This is a genomic window from Candidatus Thioglobus autotrophicus (genome assembly GCF_001293165.1).
Taxonomy (GTDB): domain Bacteria; phylum Pseudomonadota; class Gammaproteobacteria; order PS1; family Pseudothioglobaceae; genus Thioglobus_A; species Thioglobus_A autotrophicus.
Window position 1 is genome coordinate 472,237 of sequence record NZ_CP010552.1, and the last position, 20,654, is coordinate 492,890.

A 20,654-nucleotide genomic window follows, 5' to 3' on the forward strand; every position below is an offset into this window, starting at 1 on the left:
AATAAAAAAATAACAAACTAACAAAAGGATACTCTTGTCAATAAAAAAAATTTTAATATTACGTCGCAATGGTTTTGGCGACCTTATTGTGACATTACCTATGATTCAAAGTCTAAAAAATAAATACCCTGAGGCAAAAATTACATTAGTAGGTAGTTTCAGAGGTAAAAAACTCATTCCTTATATTGACACTATTGATGTTTTTTTTATAATACCAAAAGGCAATAAATACATACAAACCCTAAAAGTCTGCTTATCACTACGCAAGGAAGGGTTTGATTTGGCTTTTTCTGCAAAAGCAGCCCCTCAAAAATTAATGAATCTTGCATTATGGCTAACAGGTGCAAAAAAACGTATTGCCTATACAGATAATCATTGGAGTAGCATTTTAATTAATAGCCCTAGACTATATAAACGTAATAAAAATCAACACAATGCATTAAGTATTCTAAAAATAATTAGCCCTAAATTTAAAGAAATACCAAATAATATTTATCCGCGGATAAACGCCAAGCAAAATTCAATAACAAACTTTAAAGATAAGGTTAATCTAATTTTAGAGCCCAATTGTTTTAATCTTTTTATATCAATCAGCAACAATAGGAAAACTTCCATACTTACAAATGACAATCTCTGTCAAATTCTAAATAGATTACACAAACAACATAACAATTTACACATTATTATTTTTTATATACACGACGACATTTACCAGGCCCAAGAGTTAAAAAAATTACTGAACTCTACCTCTGAGATAGTTACCAACCAGGGTATGGGGCATTTCTTGTGCCTATTGGATATGGTTGATGCATTATTTATTGGAGATGGCGGCTTAATGCATCTAGCTGCGGCACTTAATAAAAATCAATTAGTTTTGTTTGCAAAAACCCCTGTTGAAGAATGGGGGCCAATAAGCAATAAGGCAAAATTATTAATGGATAATAATGACATTAACAATATCCCTAAAGACGTTATTAATAAAGAGCTAAATCTAATAATGAACAGAACTATTAATACTTAAGTGTTGATTAATTTAATAACTGAATTTACAGCTTGATCTATAGATATATCTTTTACTCTGTAACTTTTTGCCTGAAGTAATTTATATTTAACTCCCCACGGATACCAATGCTGAATATCGACATCTCCAAAAAAACAGACGATAGGCTTTTGGAGTGCTGCTGAAATATGCATCGCACCTCCATCAGGAGTTACAACGTAATCACATAAGGACAAACCATCTATGAGTTCCTGCAGTGTATTTGACTCTCTCCAGGTTTCTGGATATAGGCTAACAGGTAGATTTTTGCATAACTTGATGAGCTCTATGGCATTTTCGTCATCTCCAGGGTGTTTTGGATTATCTCTAGAGCCGGGAGACCAGAAAATTAAAAAAGTAAATTTTTGATTCTTACTTAATTCTTTAATAAGCTTAAAAAAATTTTTAAGCGGCCAGCGTTGACTTTCTTTTCTGGTACTTATATTAATTCCAATCACTCTTCTAGAGTCATCTATATCTTGAATATTAATATTATCACTTGGATATAGCTGCATGGGTGGAATTATGCCATGTACGCCTACTTGTTTAAACAAGTTAAATACACGCTCAACTTCATGACTGTTTTTATTTTCAACATCTAAAGCAATATCTTCTTTCTTGGCACCCTTCTTATTGTTTAAATAACCAATAATAGATTTTGGTTTGCATAGCTTTGCCAACCTCCAGTCCCTAACTCTTTCACTTGCAGAGGCAATGATTACATAATCAAATTTTGATCTACGTAGGCGTAAGATCATTTTAAATTTTTTAAGAAATATTAAAAATAATGATACGTGACTTTCTTTATGTTTTGCTTTTGTGTAAACCTCTATCTTGTTAATATCTGGATTGTTTGCTATTACATTGCGATTGTAGCTATTAACCAATAGTGTTACATTGCAACCTGGATATGTGTTTTTTAACGCTCTAATTGAAGGTGTGACGCATAATAGATCGCCGATATTATCACGGCGAATAATCAATATTTTTGAGGGGGTGATTTGTGTTGAAATCAAAGCTTACTCATAAGACTAAGATGCTGATAAATAGAATAGGATTATAGCAACTTAAGCGGATCTTTTCTAAAAATTCTAAGCAAAATTTTCTAATCTATTTTTAATGTAACCAATTGACTTATACATAAAAATTTTCAGTGTGGATTTTTATATCATGACATAGAATCATAAGCACTTCCATCTTTAGCTAAAGACTCATAAAGTGCTATTGTAGAGTTAACATCGTATATTGATAAATCGACACAATCCAAATTTGGCGGATCTTTAAGGCACTTTGATATTTTGGTTGCTAATTTTTCAACATCGCCAACTGGAGTTAGGCATTGTGGCAATTGGGAAAGTATTTCTGCTGGTCCAGATGGGCAGTCTGTGCTCACAACTGGAGTGTTGCATTCAAGTGCTTCAACAATAACATTCCCAAAACCCTCCTGATCCGAACTTAATACTAGTAAATTAGCATGTGAAATCCATGGATATGGATTTTTTTTAAACCCAGCAATAGTTACACTAGCGGTTAACCCCCTATCATCAATCATTCTTTGCAATTCATTATTAAAGGATGTAAGAAGGATTAACGAATATTGTGCATCAACTAACTGCCATGCATCTAGCAAAATATCATGTCGTTTTTGATGATTAAACCTGCCTACATGAATAACATAAGGCTTATTAGGAATACTAGAATCTTTTTGTTCTGAGGCAAGGTGAATGTCTTTAAAATTAAATGGATTATATATTCTTATAATCTTGCTTGTAATGCCAATACCCCTCAAATCGTTAATCATTCTGTCAGATATGGCTATCAACGGTTTTTTGTTATATATTTTTAAATATCTTTTTAATCGTCTTTTTGCTTTCTGAGGACTTCTGATAGATAAAGTATCAATCTCTGCACCAAGAGTGTTATCTATACGGCACCAATGATTTTTTAGATTAGCAAGACAAGCCACCTCGTTAGAAAAAGACAAAGCAGAGATAATAAGGTCGGTATCATTTGACCGAGCAATGTATTTCTTAAGGTGAAACGCCATAATGCGCTTACCTAACCATCCTCTTGTTAATTTTTCCGTTAGAACTGTTACTTTGATACCCTCATGAATTTCATATTCAATTAAATCTTCAAATATGATAAGCTCTGCTTCATGCCCGCGTTCAACTAAAGATTCTGCCAAAATGAGCAAAACCTTTTCCGCCCCTCCTCCTGATAAATTGGTGATTACAAATTTAAATTTCATTCTAAAAATTTTATGATTAAATCGATTTTTTAAAGGCCTCAAACACTTCTTTCGGAGTAATTTGCCACATACATTTCTGGTATATACATTGTCTATCTAAGCAAGGGTTGCACGTCTTTGGTTTTTGTATATATTGGTGGTTAACAGCTGAATCCCTAGGCTTGCTACCGCTCTCTAAACCAGTTACAGAAATCGTAATGGTTGGTGTTTTTAAAGCCGCAGCTATATGCAAAGGTCCAGTATCTGGTGTAATCAGTACGGCCAACTTGTCAATTAAAGCTGCCGCACCACAAATATCAAACTTTCCCGCTAAATTTAAGACTCTTTTGTTATTTATGCTTTTTTCAAGGGAATCTGTCAATTTTACCTCTGCTGGAGATCCGGTTAAGATAATATTAATATTCTCTTTATGAGTCAAAATTAGGCTGGCCAATTTACTCCAATTCTCCTCAAACCACATTCGATTTCTTGTTGTTGCGCCAACTTGGAGGCCGACATAAATAATATCATCTTGAATAACTTTTACAACATCTTGATACCAACTCTCTGCTGGGAATAGCTCCATATTAAAATTAACACTATCAATGCCAATATACTTTAATTGTTTTAATTGGTTTTCAATTGCATATTCACCGGCAACTCTTGGGGTTGTTTTATTAAAATGCAAGTGTTTAAATTCGTTAGCATTGTTGGGTATTTTAATAATATACTTACTACCGATTAAATATGCCATAGGAGTGGCTTGTGGTTCATTAGAATGTAAAATAAAAGTTAGATTAATTTTACAATTTTTAAGCTTAACAATTGTCTGAAGAAAATTTCTCCATTTCCCTCTATATAAAATAACATCGTCAATAAAAGGGTTTGTTTTAAACAACTGATAATTATTTGGATTTAAAAGTGCGGTAATTTTTACATGTGGATATTGCTCTTTAATTAACCGAAGAGCCGGGGTGGCAAATAAAGTGTCACCAATAGCAGTATTTGACATGATTAGAATATTGTCTATCTTTTTAATATCAATCTCTTTTTTTGAGACGCTCTTTCCCTTTAGAAACCAACGAAAAAACAACCTTGGTAGATCTATCTTCATAATAAAATATGCACGCCTAAACTATGCTCGCTCATAGTCATCATCAATACGAATAATATCATCCTCACCTAAATAACTACCTGTTTGTATTTCAATAATTTCTAACGGTGTGTCTTCAATATTTTCTAGACGATGCACTTTACCAAGAGAAATATAAGTAGACTGATTTTCAATTAGTTGGAAAGTTTTTTCTCCACAAGTCACTTGAGCCTTGCCTTTTACAACTACCCAGTGTTCTGAACGGTGGTTATGCTTTTGTAGAGACAACTTTTGACCTGGATTAACCAGAATTCGCTTCACTTGAAAGCCCTCACCACGATCAATTGAATCATAATAACCCCAAGGCCTAAAGATTTTTCTATGTTGGTCGGACTCTAATCGGCCACTTTTTTTGATTTTCTCAACGATATTTTTAACATCTTGTGCATGCTCTTTATTAGTTACCAAAACTGCATCTTGTGTATCCACTACAATCAAATCAGACAATCCTATTACAGACACCAAACGATTAGATGTACTATGAACGTATGTATCGCTTACTTTATCCAAGATAACATCACCTACAACCAAGTTATCATCATTATCCTTAACTTGAGAATCCCACAACGCTGTCCAAGACCCTACATCGTTCCAATTAGCATCTAAAATAACCATAGATGCGTTTTTAGTTTTTTCCATTACGGCATAGTCAATCGACTGACTTGGGCATTTTAAAAACTCTTGTTCATTCAACCTAATAAAATCCAAGTCATAGAATTCTGTTTGGCATGACTTTTGGCATGCACTAAGAATTTCTGGCTCATATTTTTCTAGCTCACTTAAATATACTGATGCTTTAAACATGAACATGCCACTATTCCAAAAATACCCTCCAGAATCAACATATTTTTTTGCAGTTTTATAGTCTGGTTTTTCTACAAATTCATCAATATCATAATAATTCTTATTTTTAGAAATGTTAGCTTTAATATAGCCATATCCTGTTTCAATTTTATTAGGTGCAATACCAAATGTTACCAACTTATTTTGTTCCGCCTGTTTTGTCGCAAGCGCAATTGCTTGATGAAATTTATCCATATCTTGAATTAAATGATCTGCTGATAATACTAACAAAATAGCGTCTTCACTTTCTTTAATAGACTTAAGTGCAGCTAATGCAATTGCTGGCGCAGTATTCCTACCAACAGGTTCCAAAATAATATTTTTAGGCTCCTTATTAATTTTACGAAGCTGCTCAGCTGCCAAAAACCTATGTTCCTCATTGCAAATTATAAGCGGATTTTCGATAGATTCTGGCAGCCTAAGAACTGCTTCTTGAAATAATGTAGTCTTACCCATTAATTCAATAAACTGCTTAGGATGCAATTTTCTTGACAAAGGCCAGAGTCTCGTACCACTTCCACCTGAAAGTATGACTGGGATAATCATATAAAATTATTTTAATAAGCCAGAAAGGTAAGGATTCATTCTTGGATCGTTATACATTTTAAACTGTCGATATATGCGATAAAACCCTTGCCCCTGTGAACAGCCATCAAGAACCTGATTAAGGCAAAATAGTAAATCATCTCTTTGAATGATAAGGCGATTCTGCTTATCTTTTGCCTCTTTCTTTTGTGTTACATCTATATCAGCTCTATTTGCCTGAATACCCATATGCAAAACTTTAAGGCTGACTATTGAAAGTCGGTCAATAATAGAGCCCGCTGTTTCACTATTAAACCATGCAGACTCTGAAACTTTGACGCCCTTTAATCGATCAAGAATATTTTCATCAATTTCCTCAATTGCATCATTTCTTTTTTGATTATATCCATCGATATTGCGCTTATTTAAGGCAATATCACTATCACTCACATTAATACGCCTTGCTTTATCTTCCTCGTCCCATAGCTGGCAGTTGTATTGGTGATTTTTTTCAAGCCAAAACCAGATACTATTTTCTTCATGAGAAACAGGGCTTTTATTTGGCCACAGGTCGCTTTGATGACAAAGGTCGTGATAATCAGAAACCTTTCTGCCGTCAATATCAATAAATAAATCTTTCACAGTAAATACTCCAATATTTTATTAGTGTTGAATTAATAGCTTATTATAGATATCAACTATTTTTTTAGACATCAAATCAAGAGAAAATTTTTCATCTATCAGTGGCCCAGTCACATTGATTTTATCATTATCTATATAATTCGATACCCCTTTTACTAACTCCAAACTAGAATTTACACCAACCAACTGAAAATTATTATTATTTAACAAGTCTTTTGTACTGCCACTACTAGTTGCAACAACAAATTTTTTCATAAACAAGGCTTGCATAACAGACTGAGGCACCCCTTCCTTAGAGTCTGAACTTAGAACAAAAATATCTATTGCTGACAATAATTCAGGAACATGCTCTATATATCCAAGCATAACAACATTATTAGACAAATTGTAATCTAAAATTAACTTATTAATTTTTTCTTTACCTGGTCCATCACCAGCAATCAAAAACTTTAATTTCTTATCTGGATATTTATTTATCAATTGTTTGGCCATTTCAATAAATAAATCATGCCTCTTAAATTGCCTTAATACTGCAACAATACCTATTATAATCTCAGATTTTTTCAGATGAAATTGTTCACGACACTTACTCCTGTTATACTTTTTTGGGTAAAAAAGATTAGTGTCAATTCCAGTTGGAATAGACTCGATCAATTCTGGCTTGATGCGATTGTATTTAATCATATCAGTCTTTACACTTTCTCCAGTTGTAAAAATATAATCAGCCAATTCATTTATAAAATTAGTACGTGAAGATCGGATACGATTAGAAAGATGCCTAGTTCGTATAAATTTAACACCTGATGATTTTGCTGCTAAGCCGCCAACCCAAGTATCTTTACCGCTATGAGTATTAACAATATTGATACCATACTCTTTAACAATTTTTCTAATTTTAAACAAAGTTTTGAGATCAGCATTACCTTTAAAAGGCATAGAAAAAACTTTAATATTATGTTCAATAGCTTTGTGTTTAATCATAGCATGCTCTCTGCATGCAAGGAAAACATCAACACCTAATTTTCGAACAGCGATCATTTCATTGATTATGCGAATTTCTTGGCCACCCCAGCCATCTGACCATTCAGTATGTAAGACTTTAACTGTTTTTTTCACCCATCATCTCCTGAATATTTTCCTTAATTATATCGACATCTAAATTCATTAAACAGTCGCTAACTTTAGTACCATTACATCCATCCTTTCCACAAGGCTGACACTTTCTACTTTCAGAAAAAACCCTGTGCTTACCCATTATCTGAAAGCCATTATTTTGAGTGTAAGAAGATTGTGTCATATTATTATCCCAAGGGCCCCAATGATTGGCACCGCTTGGACCAAAAAAAGCTAACACAGGTGTATTATTGGCAGCACTAATATGCATGATTGCAGTATCGACACCAATAAATAATTTGGCTTTCTTATTGAGCGCTGCTGTTTGCTTTAAGGATAATTCGCCAGACAGATTAATCGGATTAGATTTGCATAGTTTTACAATATTATGAACCTTACCCAACTCAACTTTGTCAGGAGCAGCAGTAATAACCACTTTAGTACTTAGCTCCATTTCACAAAAATCAATAATTTTTGCCATTATTTGGTCTGCGATACATTTAAATAGCCAGCGTGATACTGGATGTATATGTACAAATTTCTTAATGTTATTTAATTTTATGTCTACTATATCTTTATCACTGTCACTCCAAAAAATATGAACTTTTTTATTAACTATAGGGATATTAAGTACTTTTAATGGATCCAGGTTAGCTTCAAGTGTATGTCTAAACATTTGCTTTGGTAAATGGTAAGTATATGCTTTTCTAGATAGCCAGCCTTTTTTTTTATATCCAATACGTATTTTTGCTCCACTAAACCATGAAATATAACTACCTCGGTCGCCTTCGGTTAAATTTACCACAACATCATATTTTCTCTGTCTAAAAGAAAGATAAAAATTAATCTCACTAAATATTCTTTGAATTAAAGAAAGTGATTTTATTGAAGCCCTATCATAAGTAACTATATTATGTATATTATGATTTAAAGTAAGCATATCCTCCGAACCTTTGTTTATAGCAACATCTATTTCAATATTAGCATTGTTTAGTTTTAAATTTGAAATAAGTGGCTCCACCAGTAACACATCACCAATATTTCTAAATTTAAGAATTAAAATTTTCATTTAAAATACTTCCAAAAGGTATACTTCGCATACACCTTAGAAATAATAAAGCCACGCCAACCTTCAATAAAGCCTAGTCTAAAGAAGTAAATGTTTATAAAAGTCCATATAGGTGAAATAAATGCCTTAATTAAATTCTTATTTTTTCGACTTAATGTGGCATATTTTCTTTGCTTGTTGGTAAATTCACTAACCGTATCAAATGCTAAATGAAGCATATGATTTTTTAATTTTTCAGTCGTGCCTTTAATGTTCACACTTTCGTGCACAGTGTCGTTGCTAAACTTGCCTTTTTGCCTGTTAAAAAGACGAATACTATAATCTGGATATAGGCCACAGTGATGGATATATTTTCCAAAAAATTTATTCAATCTAGCAACATAATAACCATCTGACAAGGGATTCTGCAGTGTGGTTAAAATTTCTGCCTGAAGCTTAGAGGTAATTCTCTCATCAGCATCTAGAACAAATACCCAGTCATTGCTTGCCAATCCTACGGCTTTGTTTTTTTGCATGCCATATCCAAGCCAATCCTGATGCAATACCTTAGCCCCAAGCTCTTCTGAGATTGTGCAAGTATTATCTATTGAACCACTATCTAAAACCAGCACCTCGTTAGCAAATGAGGCTGATTTCAACGCATCTGCAATAAAACTTTCTTCATTTTTAGTAATAACCACAATACTCAATTTATTCATTTTCAATTGCGTCCAAACATGCATGTAAAGAATCGAGCCAAAACGGTACTGCTATCTTAAACTGTCTTTGAATCTTATGATGATCTAATACGCTATATTTAGGTCTTTGCACCTTACTACCCCACTCTTTCTCTTTTATTGGAACAGTCTTGCAACTTATCTTTTTATACTCAAATATACTTTTTGCAAAATCATACCAACTACATGAGCCCTTGACAGAATAATGATAAATTTCTGAATTAAAATTCATTTTAATTTTCTTACTTAAAATAATATGTAATAACACTTTAGCGACATCTACAGTATATGTGGGGGAGCCAATTTGATCACTTATTACCTTGACACCCTTTCCTTCTTTGCCAATTCTAAGCATTGTATTGACAAAGTTATTATCATACTCAGAATAAAGCCAACTAACCCTTATGATTATTGCATTTACTGGCATAATTTCTTTTATAGCTTGTTCTCCAGATAACTTACTCTTACCATAAACATTGATAGGGTTAGGAATGTCTGTTTCTATATAAGGCCTTTTACTTGTTCCATCAAACACATAATCAGTTGACAAATGAATTAGTTTAATTTGCTTCTTTCGTGCAATTGTCGCTAATTGTTTAACTGCATAATAATTAACTTTCTTTGTTAAATCTAAGTCTTCTTCAGCTTTATCTACTTGGGTATAAGCAGCACAATTAACAATGACATCAAAACTATTGTTATTAAAGTAACTATCAATACTATCATTATCACTTAAATCTAACTCTTGCCTGCCAGTAAAAAAAAACTTATGCTTTTGCTTGGTTTGATTAACAACTTTATTAATAGACTTACCTAATTGCCCATTCTTACCAGTAACTAATATTCTCATGGTTGTTAGCTATTTAAACAACTCTTTAGTATTTACTAAAGTTGGATGGACTTTATCCTTATCTGATAACTGCAAAAATTCGAGTGGCAATCGCCAATCAATGGCTAGATCACTATCATTAAAAGCAATTCCTTGATCATGCTCTGGTGCATAGTAATTATCCACCTTATAAGTAAACGTAGCGCTATCGCTTAGTACAACAAATCCATGGGCAAAGCCATGCGGCACAAATAATTGATGTTTGTTTTTTGAAGTGAGCTCTACAGCGACATGCTGGCCAAAAGTAGAGCTAGATTCTCTAATATCAACCACTACGTCCAGCACACTACCCTTGATAACCCTAACTAGCTTCGCTTGAGCGCAAGGTGGCAGCTGATAATGAAGTCCTCTTAATACGCCTTTAGTTGATTTGGATTCATTGTCTTGAATAAAGTTAACTTTGTAGCCTAGAACTTTTTCAAATAAATCTTGCCTAAAGGTTTCTACAAAATAACCCCGATCATCGCCGTGCACAGTTGGCTTAATAAGTATTACCTCAGGGATTGATTGAGGTGTGAATTTCAAACGACCTCCTTTGCACGTCTAAGTAAGTATTGTCCGTATTGATTTTTGTCTAAAGGCTGCGCTAGTTTTATAAGTTGCTCTTTATTAATATAACCTTGCTCAAAGGCTATTTCTTCAATACAAGCTACTTTTAGTCCTTGTCTTTTTTCAATGGTTTCAATAAAAGTTGAAGCTTCAAGTAGACTTTCATGGGTGCCAGTATCTAACCAGGCATAGCCTCTACCCATCAGTTCGACCGTTAAGCGCTCTTCACTTAAATACATTTGATTAACGGTAGTAATCTCTAGCTCACCTCTGTCAGATGGTATAACTTCAACAGCTTTTTTAACCACATCATTTGGATAGAAGTATAAACCTGTAACTGCATAGTTGCCTTTAGGGTTGATAGGCTTCTCTTCAATACTAAGCGCTTTGCCAGTGCTATCAAAATCAACCACCCCATAACGCTCAGGATCGTTCACGTGATAACCAAATACAGTCGCCATGCTTTTATCTTTTGCATTTGATACGGCATTAGCCAGAATACCAGTCATGCCGTGGCCGTAGTAGATGTTGTCACCCAAAATTAAACAAACATCGTCATTGCCAATAAAATCCTTACCTAAGGTAAATGCCTGAGCTAGGCCATCAGGAGACGGTTGTACAATATACTCAAATTTCATACCAATATCAGATCCATCACCAAGAAGCTGCTCAAATCTTGGTAGATCTTCAGGAGTTGAAATAACAAGTACCTCTTGAATGCTAGAAAGCATTAAAATCGATAATGGATAATAAATCATCGGTTTATCGTAGATTGGCATTAGCTGTTTTGACACAGCCTTAGTAAGGGGATAGAGGCGTGTACCTGAGCCACCTGCTAGAATTATTCCTTTCATGTTTTGATCACTCCCAACCTTTCCCCTTGATAGCTTCCATCCTTAACTCGATCACACCAAACAGTATTTTCTAAATACCACTGCACAGTTTTTCTAATGCCTGTTGCAAATGTTTCATCAGGCGTCCAATTTAATTCATTAGCAATTTTGGTGGCATCAATTGCATATCTTACATCGTGTCCTGCTCTATCACCGACATAGATAATAAGTTGTTCGTATTTAGTAATACCATTAAGCTTACTTGGCACTAGCTCATCTAAAATACTACAAACAGTTTCTACAACCTCAATATTTTGAAGTTCATTGTGTCCACCAATATTGTATGTCTCGCTAATTTTACCTGTAAGCGCTACATGTAGCAGTGCTCTTGCATGGTCGTCAACATAGAGCCAATCGCGTATTTGTTTACCGTTGCCATAGATTGGCAAACCTTTACCTTCTAGCGCATTAAGAATAATGAGCGGAATAAGTTTCTCAGGAAATTGATAAGGGCCGTAATTGTTAGAACAATTGGTAATCAATGTTGGGAATTTAAAAGTGCGTTGCCATGCGCGTACTAAATGATCAGAGCTTGCTTTTGCAGCAGAGTAAGGTGAGCTTGGTGCATAAGATGTCTCTTCAGTAAATAAATCATCTGTACCTTCTAAATCACCATAGACCTCGTCAGTGGATACATGGTGAAATCTAAAATATTTTTTTTTATTGCCTTCTAAGTTATTCCAATAATCCCTAGCTTCTTCGAGTAATACGTAGGTTCCAACAATATTAGTTTGAATAAACTCACCAGGGCCATCAATTGATCGGTCAACATGTGACTCTGCTGCAAGATGCATAACAATATCAGGCTGATGTTTGCTAAATACACGTCTTATTTCAGCAGCGTCACAAATATCTACTTGTTCAAATGCATATCTTGGATCATTTTCAATAGAGACTAAAGACTCTAAATTTCCTGCATAAGTAAGCTTGTCAACATTAACAACACTATGGTTAGTATTGTTAATAATGTGACGAATTACCGCAGAACCAATAAATCCTGCGCCGCCGGTGATTAGTAGTTTCATTGCGATAAGCTATCCACATACCAATCCATCGCTTCATCCATTCCTTCGGATATCATATATTTTGGCTGATAATCTAATAATGCTTGTGCTTTGTCTATATTAGCCTGAGAATGCCTAACATCCCCCGCTCTAAAGTCTCTATAAATTGGCTCTTTATTTTTTAGCCCCTCTATTCGCTGAATAAGTCTTTCTTCTATCATTTGATAAAGCTTATTAAGACTTATTCTGTCATTCAGAGCTACGTTGTATACTTGGTCAGTAGCCTTATTATTATCAGTAGTTGCTGCCAATAAATTCATTTGCACCGTATTATCAATATAACAAAAATCTCTACTGGTTTCTCCGTCGCCATTGATAAACACATCTTCCTTATTTAAGATAGCTGCTACCCATTTTGGTATAACGGCTGCATAAGCACCATTAGGATCTTGCCTTTTACCAAAGATATTGAAGTATCTAAGGCCAATAGTCTTAAAACCATATGTTTTTGCAAAGACTTGAGCGTAAAGCTCATTAACTAATTTAGTGACTGCATAAGGACTCAAAGGATTGCCAATTTTATCTTCCACTTTTGGCAGATCCGGATGATCACCATAGGTGGAGCTTGACGCTGCATAGACAAAACGCTTTACTTTTGCATCTTTGCTGGCAACTAGCATATTTAAAAAGCCGTCAATGTTTGCTCTGTTGGTGTTAATCGGATCTTCGATTGACCTGGGGACTGATCCTAAAGCCGCTTGATGCAACACATAATCAACGCCAATACAGGATTTTTTGCAATTTTCTAATTCTCTAATATCACCATTGATAAAGTTAAAATTACTGTTTAAGTTTTTACCAGTAGTCTTATTAGCATCTTCAATGGCTTGATCGATATTGTGCTGATGACCAGTGTCAAAGTTATCTAACCCTACTACTTTTTGATTAAGGATAAGTAGTTTCTCTAAAAGATTGGAGCCAATAAAGCCAGCAACGCCAGTAATTAGCCAAGTACTTTGGTTGTCTTTTAAGTGTTTTTGTAATTCTTCATATTTAGTCATTTATAGTCTTCCATATATTTAGTCATTTATAGTCTTCCATCCACTTCATTAGCATCTAGCAAGTATTTAATATCATAAAGCACATGATTACCCTTACCAAAGGCTTTTATTTGCTCTAATGATAACTCTTTAAATTCATCATGTGCAACTGCCAACAATATTGCATCATATTTACCCTCTACCGGTTGATCGATTGGCTTAATACCATATTCATGTACAGCTTCATCCTTATCAGCCCATGGATCATACACATCCACATTGCAATTAAACCCTTCGAACTCTTCAACTAAATCTACTACACGAGTATTACGAAGATCGGGGCAGTTTTCTTTAAAGGTTAAACCCATAATTAGAATATTTGCATCTACAATATGGATGCGCTTTTTAGTCATAAGTTTTGATACTTGATCAGCAACATAAGAGCCCATATTGTCATTTAGTCTACGACCTGCAAGAATCATCTCTGGATTGTAACCCACTTCAATAGCCTTGTGGGTTAGGTAGTATGGATCGACACCGATACAGTGCCCTCCAACTAAGCCTGGGCGAAATGGCAAAAAGTTCCACTTTGTGCCTGCGGCCTCTAGAACTGCTTCAGTATCAATGTCTAATTTGTTAAAGATAAGCGCTAATTCATTAATAAGAGCAATATTCACATCACGCTGGGTGTTTTCAATCACCTTGGCGGCTTCTGCTACTTTGATGCTGCTAGCTTTATGTGTGCCCGCAATAATGATCTCTTGGTACAGTTCATCAACTTGAATGGCGATTTCAGGTGTAGAGCCTGCGGTAACTTTTTTAATAGTGGTCACCCTATGCTCTTTATCTCCCGGATTGATACGTTCTGGTGAATAACCGCAGTAGAAATCTTGATTAAATTTTAAGCCTGATTGTTTTTCAAGTATTGGCACGCAAATTTCCTCAGTGGCACCTGGATAAACGGTTGATTCGTAAATTACAATGTCGCCTATTTTAAGGATTTTACCTACTGATTCACTAGATTTCTCTAAAGGAGTTAGATCAGGTCTTTTGTGTTTGTCAATTGGTGTGGGCACAGTAACAATGTAAATACCGAAATCTTTAATATCATCAAGATTGCTTGTGTAACTAAGCTGATCTGCTTCTTTAAGCTCTTGTGCTGTTGTCTCAAGAGTTACATCTATGCCATCTTTAAGCTCGTTAATTCTATTTTGATTAATATCAAAACCAATAACTTTACGTTTTTTGCCAAATTCTACTGCAAGTGGCAGCCCTACGTACCCAAGACCTATTAGCGCTATTTTTTTATTATTCATGCTTCCTATTTAATATTATTATATTGCTTATACCAAGCCGCAAAATTCTCCACACCCTGTTTAACGCTCATGCTCGGTTTGTAGCCAAATTCCTCTACCAAGTCATCAACATCAGCATAAGTATCAGGTACATCTCCAGGTTGGAGTGGTAATAATTCTTTTTCTGCAGTTCTACCGAGTGAGGTTTCTAATGCTTCGATGTAATCCATCAACTCTACTGGATTGTTATTACCGATATTATAAACTCTGTATGGAGCACTAGAGGTGGCAGGATCTGGGTTATTACTATCCCAGTTAGGGTTTATTGGTGCCGGCCTGTCAAGCACTCTAATAATACCTTCAACAATATCATCAATGTAAGTAAAGTCTCTTCTATGCTTGCCGTAGTTAAACACTGTAATGGGCTCATCATTCATAATAGCTCTGGTGAACTTCTGTAATGCCATGTCAGGTCTATCGTATGGGCCGTAAACGGTAAAGAATCTTAGTCCTGTTGTTGGTAGATCATAAAGGTGTGAGTAAGTATGAGCCATTAGCTCGTTAGCTTTTTTAGTGGCTGCATATAAGCTAACTGGATGATTAACAGCGTCATGCGTTGAGAATGGCTGTTTGGTATTTAGTCCATAAGTAGAGCTTGATGAAGCATACACAAGGTGCCCTACCTTGCTATGCCTACAACCTTCTAAGATATGGGCAAAGCCTACTAAGTTAGTATCAATATAAGCTAGAGGATTCTCAATAGAATATCGAACACCTGCTTGCGCTGCTAGATTAACCACACCTTCAAATTGATGGTCTTTAAATAGCTTAGCCATGGCTTCGCGATCTTCAAGATTCATTCTAATGTGAGTATAGTTTGGATGATCAGCATGCCTAGCAAGACGCGCTTCTTTTAGAGCAGGATCGTAATAGTCATTATGATTATCAATACCAATAACGGTATCACCTCTATCAAGTAATCTAATTGAGAGTGCTGAACCGATAAAACCTGCCGAACCTGTTACTAATACTTTCATATAATAATTCTTATTTTTAATGTGTTGTGTTGTTGTTTATTTAACTAGTCTGAGTTAAATAAATCTCTTGTATAAACCTTAGCTTTAACATCTTGTAATTCACCCACCATTCTATTAGCAACAATCACATCACTGATTTGTTTAAAGTCTTCTAAATTATCAATAATCTTTGAATGGAAGAACTCATTCTCATCTTGTTCCGATAGTACTGGCTCATAAATAACCACTTCAATACCTTTGGCTTTAATGCGTTTCATGATACCTTGAATGGAAGACGCTCTAAAGTTATCAGAACCTGTCTTCATGATTAGTCTATGAACGCCAACAACCTTCGGTTGTTTGGCAATGATAGAATCTGCGATAAAGTCTTTACGCATCGCATTAGCATCCACAATAGCACTTATTAAAGCATTCGGTACATCTGCATAATTGGCTTTGAGTTGTTTAGTGTCTTTGGGTAAGCAGTAGCCACCATAGCCGAATGATGGGTTGTTGTAGTGTGATCCAATTCTTGGATCAAGGCCCACACCTTCAATAATTTGTTTTGAGTTTAGATTGTGCGTTTCTGCGTATGAATCAAGCTCATTAAAGTATGACACGCGCATAGCTAAATAAGTATTACTAAAAAGCTTAACCGCTTCTGCTTCAGTAGAATTTGTAAATAAGACATCTATATCTTCTTTAATAGCGCCTTCTTGTAAAAGATCTGCAAATGCCTTAGCCCTGTCTGATATCTCACCGACAATAATGCGTGATGGGTATAGGTTGTCATGAAGAGCAGAGCCTTCTCTTAAAAACTCTGGTGAGAAAATGATGTTATCGATATTAAACTTATTTTTAATGCTTTGTGTGTAGCCAACCGGTACGGTTGACTTAATAACCATCACTGCACTAGGATTGATATTGATAACATCTTGAATAACCGCTTCTACGGATGAAGTATTAAAGTAGTTGTTAGTGGTGTCGTAATCAGTAGGTGTGGCAATGATAACAAAATCAGCATCTTTATAAGCCAATTCTTTGTCTAGTGTGGCAGTAAAGTTAAGGCTTTTATTAGCTAAGAAATCTTCAATCTCAGCATCAACGATTGGGGAGATTTTGTTGTTAAGTTGCTCTATCTTCTCAGGGATGATATCAAGCGCAATTACTTCATGATGTTGAGATAAAAGCATGGCGTTGGAAAGGCCTACGTAGCCAGTACCGGCTATAGCTATTTTCATGGTTTGTCCTTTAATAATTCTTTAGTTATTTTAACAATATCACTCACTTTGATCGTTTTAATTGAAAAATCATTCTTGTCAATCTTATAAGGATTGACTTTAGATTCAGACTCAAGGATGTGATTAATGTTAGTTGTATAAGTATTACGATAACCGGGTGTTGAGCCAAATAGCGTAATAGACGGAACATTGAGTGCCCAAGCCATATGAGTTGGCCCGGTATCGCCGCCAATTACTAGATCCATTTTTTCGATAAATACTTTTAACTCATCTAGCGTTAATTTATCTGCAATCTGGACTGCTGGCGCAATTTTCTGAATTTGTTGCGCCATATTTTTTTCTGATTCATTGCCCCATAGCACAATAAAATTAGCATCCAATTCTTGCGCAATTTGTGCATATTGCTCTACTGGATAAATTTTAGATTTGAAAGATGCGCCAGGGATTAATGCAATGTTAGGCTTATTATCAGAAATCACACTAGGTAATATTTTGCTATTAGAAAACAAAAATAGCTTCTTATTTAAAATTTCATCGTGTGAAATTGTTATATCTAACGCGCTGGAAATCAGGCCTATATTACGCATTATAATATTTTCATCATAATCTATATTGTAAGTATCGGTATAAAACCAAGCAGCAAATGACTCGCGTAAGGAATTCTTATCAAAACCAAAGGTTTTATCTGATGGGGTTATGCGAGATACAAGTGCAGATTTAATCAATCCTTGTAAATCAATAACCAGATCGTACCTTGGTAATTTTCTAAGTTTTTTAAATTCTGAGAATAAGAGTTTGAATGATTTTTTGTGCTTAGCTTGCTTAATATTAACCGTGTGGATATTATCAATATCAGGATTATTTATTAGGATATCTTTGAAACCCTCTTCAACAATCCAGTCAATACTTGAGTCAGGCAAATGGCGCTTGATAAATTGCAACGCGACCATGGCGTGGATAATATCCCCTAAGGCAGAAAGTTTAACGATTGCAATTCTCATAAAACAGATTTTACTACGACCTTCGCTCAATATATCAGTATGAGTGTTTAATGATATAATTCTCGCATTATTTTTTTACCCATGATTTATGAGCGAAAATACACCAACTGATAAGCCTGTTAACTTTATTCGTCATCAGATTAATGATGATCTGGATTCTGGCTTACATTCATCTATTCAAACGCGCTTTCCGCCTGAGCCAAATGGCTATTTACATATTGGCCATGCAAAATCTATTTGTTTAAATTTTGGCCTAGCTCAAGATTACAACGGTAAGTGTAACTTGCGTTTTGATGATACAAATCCTGCGAAAGAGGATATAGAGTTTGTAGAATCGATCAAGGCTGATGTAGCATGGCTGGGTTTTGAATGGGATGGTGAAATTCAATACAGCTCTAATTATTTCCCAAAATTTTATGAGTATGCACGTGAACTGATTAATAAAGGCTTGGCGTATGTATGTTTTTTAAATGCTGAAGAAACACGTGAGTATCGCGGCACCTTAAAAGAAGCTGGCAAAGATAGTCCGTATCGTGAAACTTCTGTTGAAGAAAACTTAGCGTTACTTGCTAAAATGAAAGACGGCAAATTCTCCGAGGGCGAATGTGTGCTGCGCGCCAAGATTGATATGGCCAGCTCGTTTATGTGCATGCGTGATCCAGCGCTATATCGCATTCGCTTTGATAAGCATCATCAAACGGGCAATGAATGGCGTATTTATCCGATGTATGATTTTGCACACTGTATTTCTGATGCAATTGAAAATGTCACCCACTCTTTATGCACATTAGAGTTTCAAAATAATCGACATTTGTACGATTGGATTCTTGAGCATTTAGATGATTTTGACAAACCTAATCGACCGCATCAGTATGAGTTTTCAAGGCTTAATCTTGAATACACAGTTATGTCAAAGCGCAAGCTTCAACAATTAGTAGAAGATAATCTTGTTACTGGTTGGGATGATCCACGCATGCCGACAATTTCAGGATTGCGTAGGCGCGGTTATACGCCGGCCAGTATTCGTGATTTTGTCGACCGTATTGGTATTTCTAAAGTTGATAGTATGACCGACATGAAAATCTTGGAAGATGCGCTACGTGACGATCTTAATACAGTTGCACCGCGAACCATGGGCGTCATTGATCCGATACGTGTGATTATTGAGAATTACCCTGAAGATCAAATAGAAACTCTACAAGCGCCTATTCATCCTCAAAATGAATCCATGGGCAAGCGTGAAATATTTTTCTCACGTGAGTTATTTATTGACAGAGCTGATTTTGAAGAAGTTGCACCTAACAAAAAATTCAAACGCCTAGCTATCGATAAAGAAGTACGCCTGCGTAATGCATATGTCATTAATGCTACTACTTTTGACACAGATTTTGATGGCAATATTACAACAGTGTATGCCACTTATGATGCAGATACATTGGGTAAAAATCCTGCTGATGGTCGAAAAATCAAAGGGGTTATTCATTTTGTAGAAGCTACTAAAGCTTTAAAAGCTGAATTTAGACTATATGATCGTCTATTTACACTTGAAAATCCGGGCAAAAATGATCATTTTGAGCAGTTAATTAACCCTGACTCACTTGTGAGTACCTATGGTGTTATTGAGCCTAGTATGGCTAATGCTGAGCCGGAAGTGGCTTATCAGTTTGAACGTGAAGGATATTTTTGTCGTGATAATCAATCACCTGACGAAATCGTATTTAATAAGACGGTCAGTTTGCGGGATACTTGGAATAGTTAAACTACAAAAGCTTTAAGTCGTTAGCTGTATATTGTTTAAACTTAGAATCATCACTAATTAATGAATAGTTTTTACTGATTGTTTGGGCGATTATCATTCTATCAAATGGGTCTTTATGGTGTAATGGGAGTTTAGATAACTGCAAAGCATCTTTTGAATCGAAAGGCATAACCTGTAAACCCATTGTATTAGCAGCCTGCTCAATATCAAAATCTACTTTTAATTTTCCAATGGAAGATTTAATAATAAGCTCCACCATGCTCATCGAACTTAAGTAAATATTATTATCTGTATTTTCTAGATATTGTAGATAGTTTTTGTCTATTTTAGATGGGCCATTTAAAAGCCATAGAAAAATATGTGTATCAATAATGATATTCATAATTAAACACCATAAAACAGCTCGTCAACTTCTTGTGAATCATCGTTAAAGCCTTTGGGAATGTTTATTTTTCCCTGCATTTGACCAAAAACTCGTTGCTCAGTATTTTCTTTATAAGGCACAATTTTAGCAACTTTTTTGTGACGCTTACCATACTCGATAATAAATTCTTCTCCAGAAGAAACTCGTTTTAAAATATCAGAAAAATTTGTTTTAAATTGTCCTACTTGCACAGTTTGCATTATGAGCCTCTAT

The 20,654-nt window shown here is 35.0% G+C and carries 21 protein-coding genes; 2 read left to right on the forward strand and 19 right to left on the reverse strand.

Translation table 11 applies throughout. The features are described from left to right. Positions 1-34: 34 nt before the first annotated feature. Positions 35-1,021 (forward strand): glycosyltransferase family 9 protein, encoded by a 987-nt coding sequence (locus SP60_RS02490; RefSeq protein WP_144418574.1) that lies wholly within the window; start codon positions 35-37, stop codon positions 1,019-1,021. Here the strand turns inward: SP60_RS02490 and SP60_RS02495 are convergent. The 17 genes from SP60_RS02495 to waaC all read right to left on the reverse strand — a co-directional run bounded on the left by SP60_RS02495 (position 1,018) and on the right by waaC (position 18,258). Further along, a complete protein-coding gene (locus tag SP60_RS02495) occupies positions 1,018-2,055 on the reverse strand; it encodes a glycosyltransferase family 9 protein (protein ID WP_144418575.1) in 1,038 nt (345 codons plus the stop codon). The genes SP60_RS02490 and SP60_RS02495 overlap by 4 nt on opposite strands. A gap of 152 nt (positions 2,056-2,207) precedes the next feature. After that, entirely contained in the window at positions 2,208-3,290 is a 1,083-nt protein-coding gene (locus SP60_RS02500; protein WP_053951138.1) for a glycosyltransferase, read from the reverse strand. 16 nt (positions 3,291-3,306) lie between these two features. Continuing rightward, positions 3,307-4,383 (reverse strand): glycosyltransferase family 9 protein, encoded by a 1,077-nt coding sequence (locus SP60_RS02505; RefSeq protein ID WP_082319626.1) that lies wholly within the window; start codon positions 4,381-4,383, stop codon positions 3,307-3,309. A gap of 21 nt (positions 4,384-4,404) precedes the next feature. Beyond that, positions 4,405-5,811 (reverse strand): mannose-1-phosphate guanylyltransferase/mannose-6-phosphate isomerase, encoded by a 1,407-nt coding sequence (locus SP60_RS02510; protein WP_053951140.1) that lies wholly within the window; start codon positions 5,809-5,811, stop codon positions 4,405-4,407. A gap of 6 nt (positions 5,812-5,817) precedes the next feature. Beyond that, complete coding sequence (locus SP60_RS02515) at positions 5,818-6,432, reverse strand: DUF4254 domain-containing protein (RefSeq protein WP_053951141.1); 615 nt, start codon at positions 6,430-6,432, stop codon at positions 5,818-5,820. A gap of 21 nt (positions 6,433-6,453) precedes the next feature. Further along, a complete protein-coding gene (locus SP60_RS02520; protein WP_053951142.1) occupies positions 6,454-7,548 on the reverse strand; it encodes a glycosyltransferase family 4 protein in 1,095 nt (364 codons plus the stop codon). Then, positions 7,532-8,614, reverse strand: a complete 1,083-nt coding sequence (gene rfaQ / locus SP60_RS02525; protein ID WP_053951143.1) for a putative lipopolysaccharide heptosyltransferase III — start codon at positions 8,612-8,614, stop codon at positions 7,532-7,534. The genes SP60_RS02520 and rfaQ overlap by 17 nt, the downstream gene beginning before the upstream one ends. Further along, complete coding sequence (locus tag SP60_RS02530; RefSeq protein WP_053951144.1) at positions 8,611-9,312, reverse strand: glycosyltransferase family 2 protein; 702 nt, start codon at positions 9,310-9,312, stop codon at positions 8,611-8,613. Before SP60_RS02530 ends, rfaQ begins: the two co-directional genes overlap by 4 nt. Then, a complete protein-coding gene (rfbD, locus tag SP60_RS02535; protein WP_053951145.1) occupies positions 9,305-10,180 on the reverse strand; it encodes a dTDP-4-dehydrorhamnose reductase in 876 nt (291 codons plus the stop codon). The genes SP60_RS02530 and rfbD overlap by 8 nt, the downstream gene beginning before the upstream one ends. 9 nt (positions 10,181-10,189) lie before the next feature. Beyond that, entirely contained in the window at positions 10,190-10,744 is a 555-nt protein-coding gene (gene rfbC, locus SP60_RS02540) for a dTDP-4-dehydrorhamnose 3,5-epimerase (protein ID WP_053951146.1), read from the reverse strand. Continuing rightward, positions 10,741-11,622, reverse strand: coding sequence for a glucose-1-phosphate thymidylyltransferase RfbA (gene rfbA / locus SP60_RS02545; RefSeq protein WP_053951147.1), 882 nt, complete (start codon positions 11,620-11,622; stop codon positions 10,741-10,743). The genes rfbC and rfbA overlap by 4 nt, the downstream gene beginning before the upstream one ends. Further along, positions 11,619-12,686 (reverse strand): dTDP-glucose 4,6-dehydratase, encoded by a 1,068-nt coding sequence (gene rfbB / locus SP60_RS02550; protein ID WP_053951148.1) that lies wholly within the window; start codon positions 12,684-12,686, stop codon positions 11,619-11,621. The genes rfbA and rfbB overlap by 4 nt, the downstream gene beginning before the upstream one ends. After that, a complete protein-coding gene (locus SP60_RS02555) occupies positions 12,683-13,726 on the reverse strand; it encodes an NAD-dependent epimerase/dehydratase family protein (protein WP_053951149.1) in 1,044 nt (347 codons plus the stop codon). Before SP60_RS02555 ends, rfbB begins: the two co-directional genes overlap by 4 nt. Positions 13,727-13,752: 26 nt before the next feature. Next, entirely contained in the window at positions 13,753-15,021 is a 1,269-nt protein-coding gene (tviB, locus tag SP60_RS02560) for a Vi polysaccharide biosynthesis UDP-N-acetylglucosamine C-6 dehydrogenase TviB (protein WP_053951150.1), read from the reverse strand. Positions 15,022-15,026: 5 nt separating this feature from the next. Then, positions 15,027-16,037 (reverse strand): NAD-dependent epimerase, encoded by a 1,011-nt coding sequence (locus SP60_RS02565; protein ID WP_053951151.1) that lies wholly within the window; start codon positions 16,035-16,037, stop codon positions 15,027-15,029. Between the two features lie 44 nt (positions 16,038-16,081). Further along, positions 16,082-17,257 carry a nucleotide sugar dehydrogenase gene (locus SP60_RS02570; RefSeq protein ID WP_053951152.1) on the reverse strand — a complete coding sequence of 392 codons (1,176 nt, stop codon included), beginning with the start codon at positions 17,255-17,257 and terminating at the stop codon, positions 16,082-16,084. Then, positions 17,254-18,258, reverse strand: a complete 1,005-nt coding sequence (gene waaC / locus SP60_RS02575) for a lipopolysaccharide heptosyltransferase I (RefSeq protein ID WP_053951153.1) — start codon at positions 18,256-18,258, stop codon at positions 17,254-17,256. The genes SP60_RS02570 and waaC overlap by 4 nt, the downstream gene beginning before the upstream one ends. Positions 18,259-18,346: 88 nt before the next feature. Here waaC and SP60_RS02580 point away from each other — a divergent pair, with 88 nt between their 5' ends. Further along, complete coding sequence (locus SP60_RS02580) at positions 18,347-20,017, forward strand: glutamine--tRNA ligase/YqeY domain fusion protein (protein ID WP_053951154.1); 1,671 nt, start codon at positions 18,347-18,349, stop codon at positions 20,015-20,017. A gap of 1 nt (position 20,018) precedes the next feature. Here the strand turns inward: SP60_RS02580 and SP60_RS02585 are convergent, their stop codons facing one another. Then, positions 20,019-20,399 carry a type II toxin-antitoxin system VapC family toxin gene (locus SP60_RS02585; RefSeq protein ID WP_053951155.1) on the reverse strand — a complete coding sequence of 127 codons (381 nt, stop codon included), beginning with the start codon at positions 20,397-20,399 and terminating at the stop codon, positions 20,019-20,021. 2 nt (positions 20,400-20,401) lie between these two features. After that, positions 20,402-20,641, reverse strand: a complete 240-nt coding sequence (locus SP60_RS02590) for a type II toxin-antitoxin system Phd/YefM family antitoxin (RefSeq protein ID WP_053951156.1) — start codon at positions 20,639-20,641, stop codon at positions 20,402-20,404. Between the last annotated feature and the right edge of the window lie 13 nt (positions 20,642-20,654).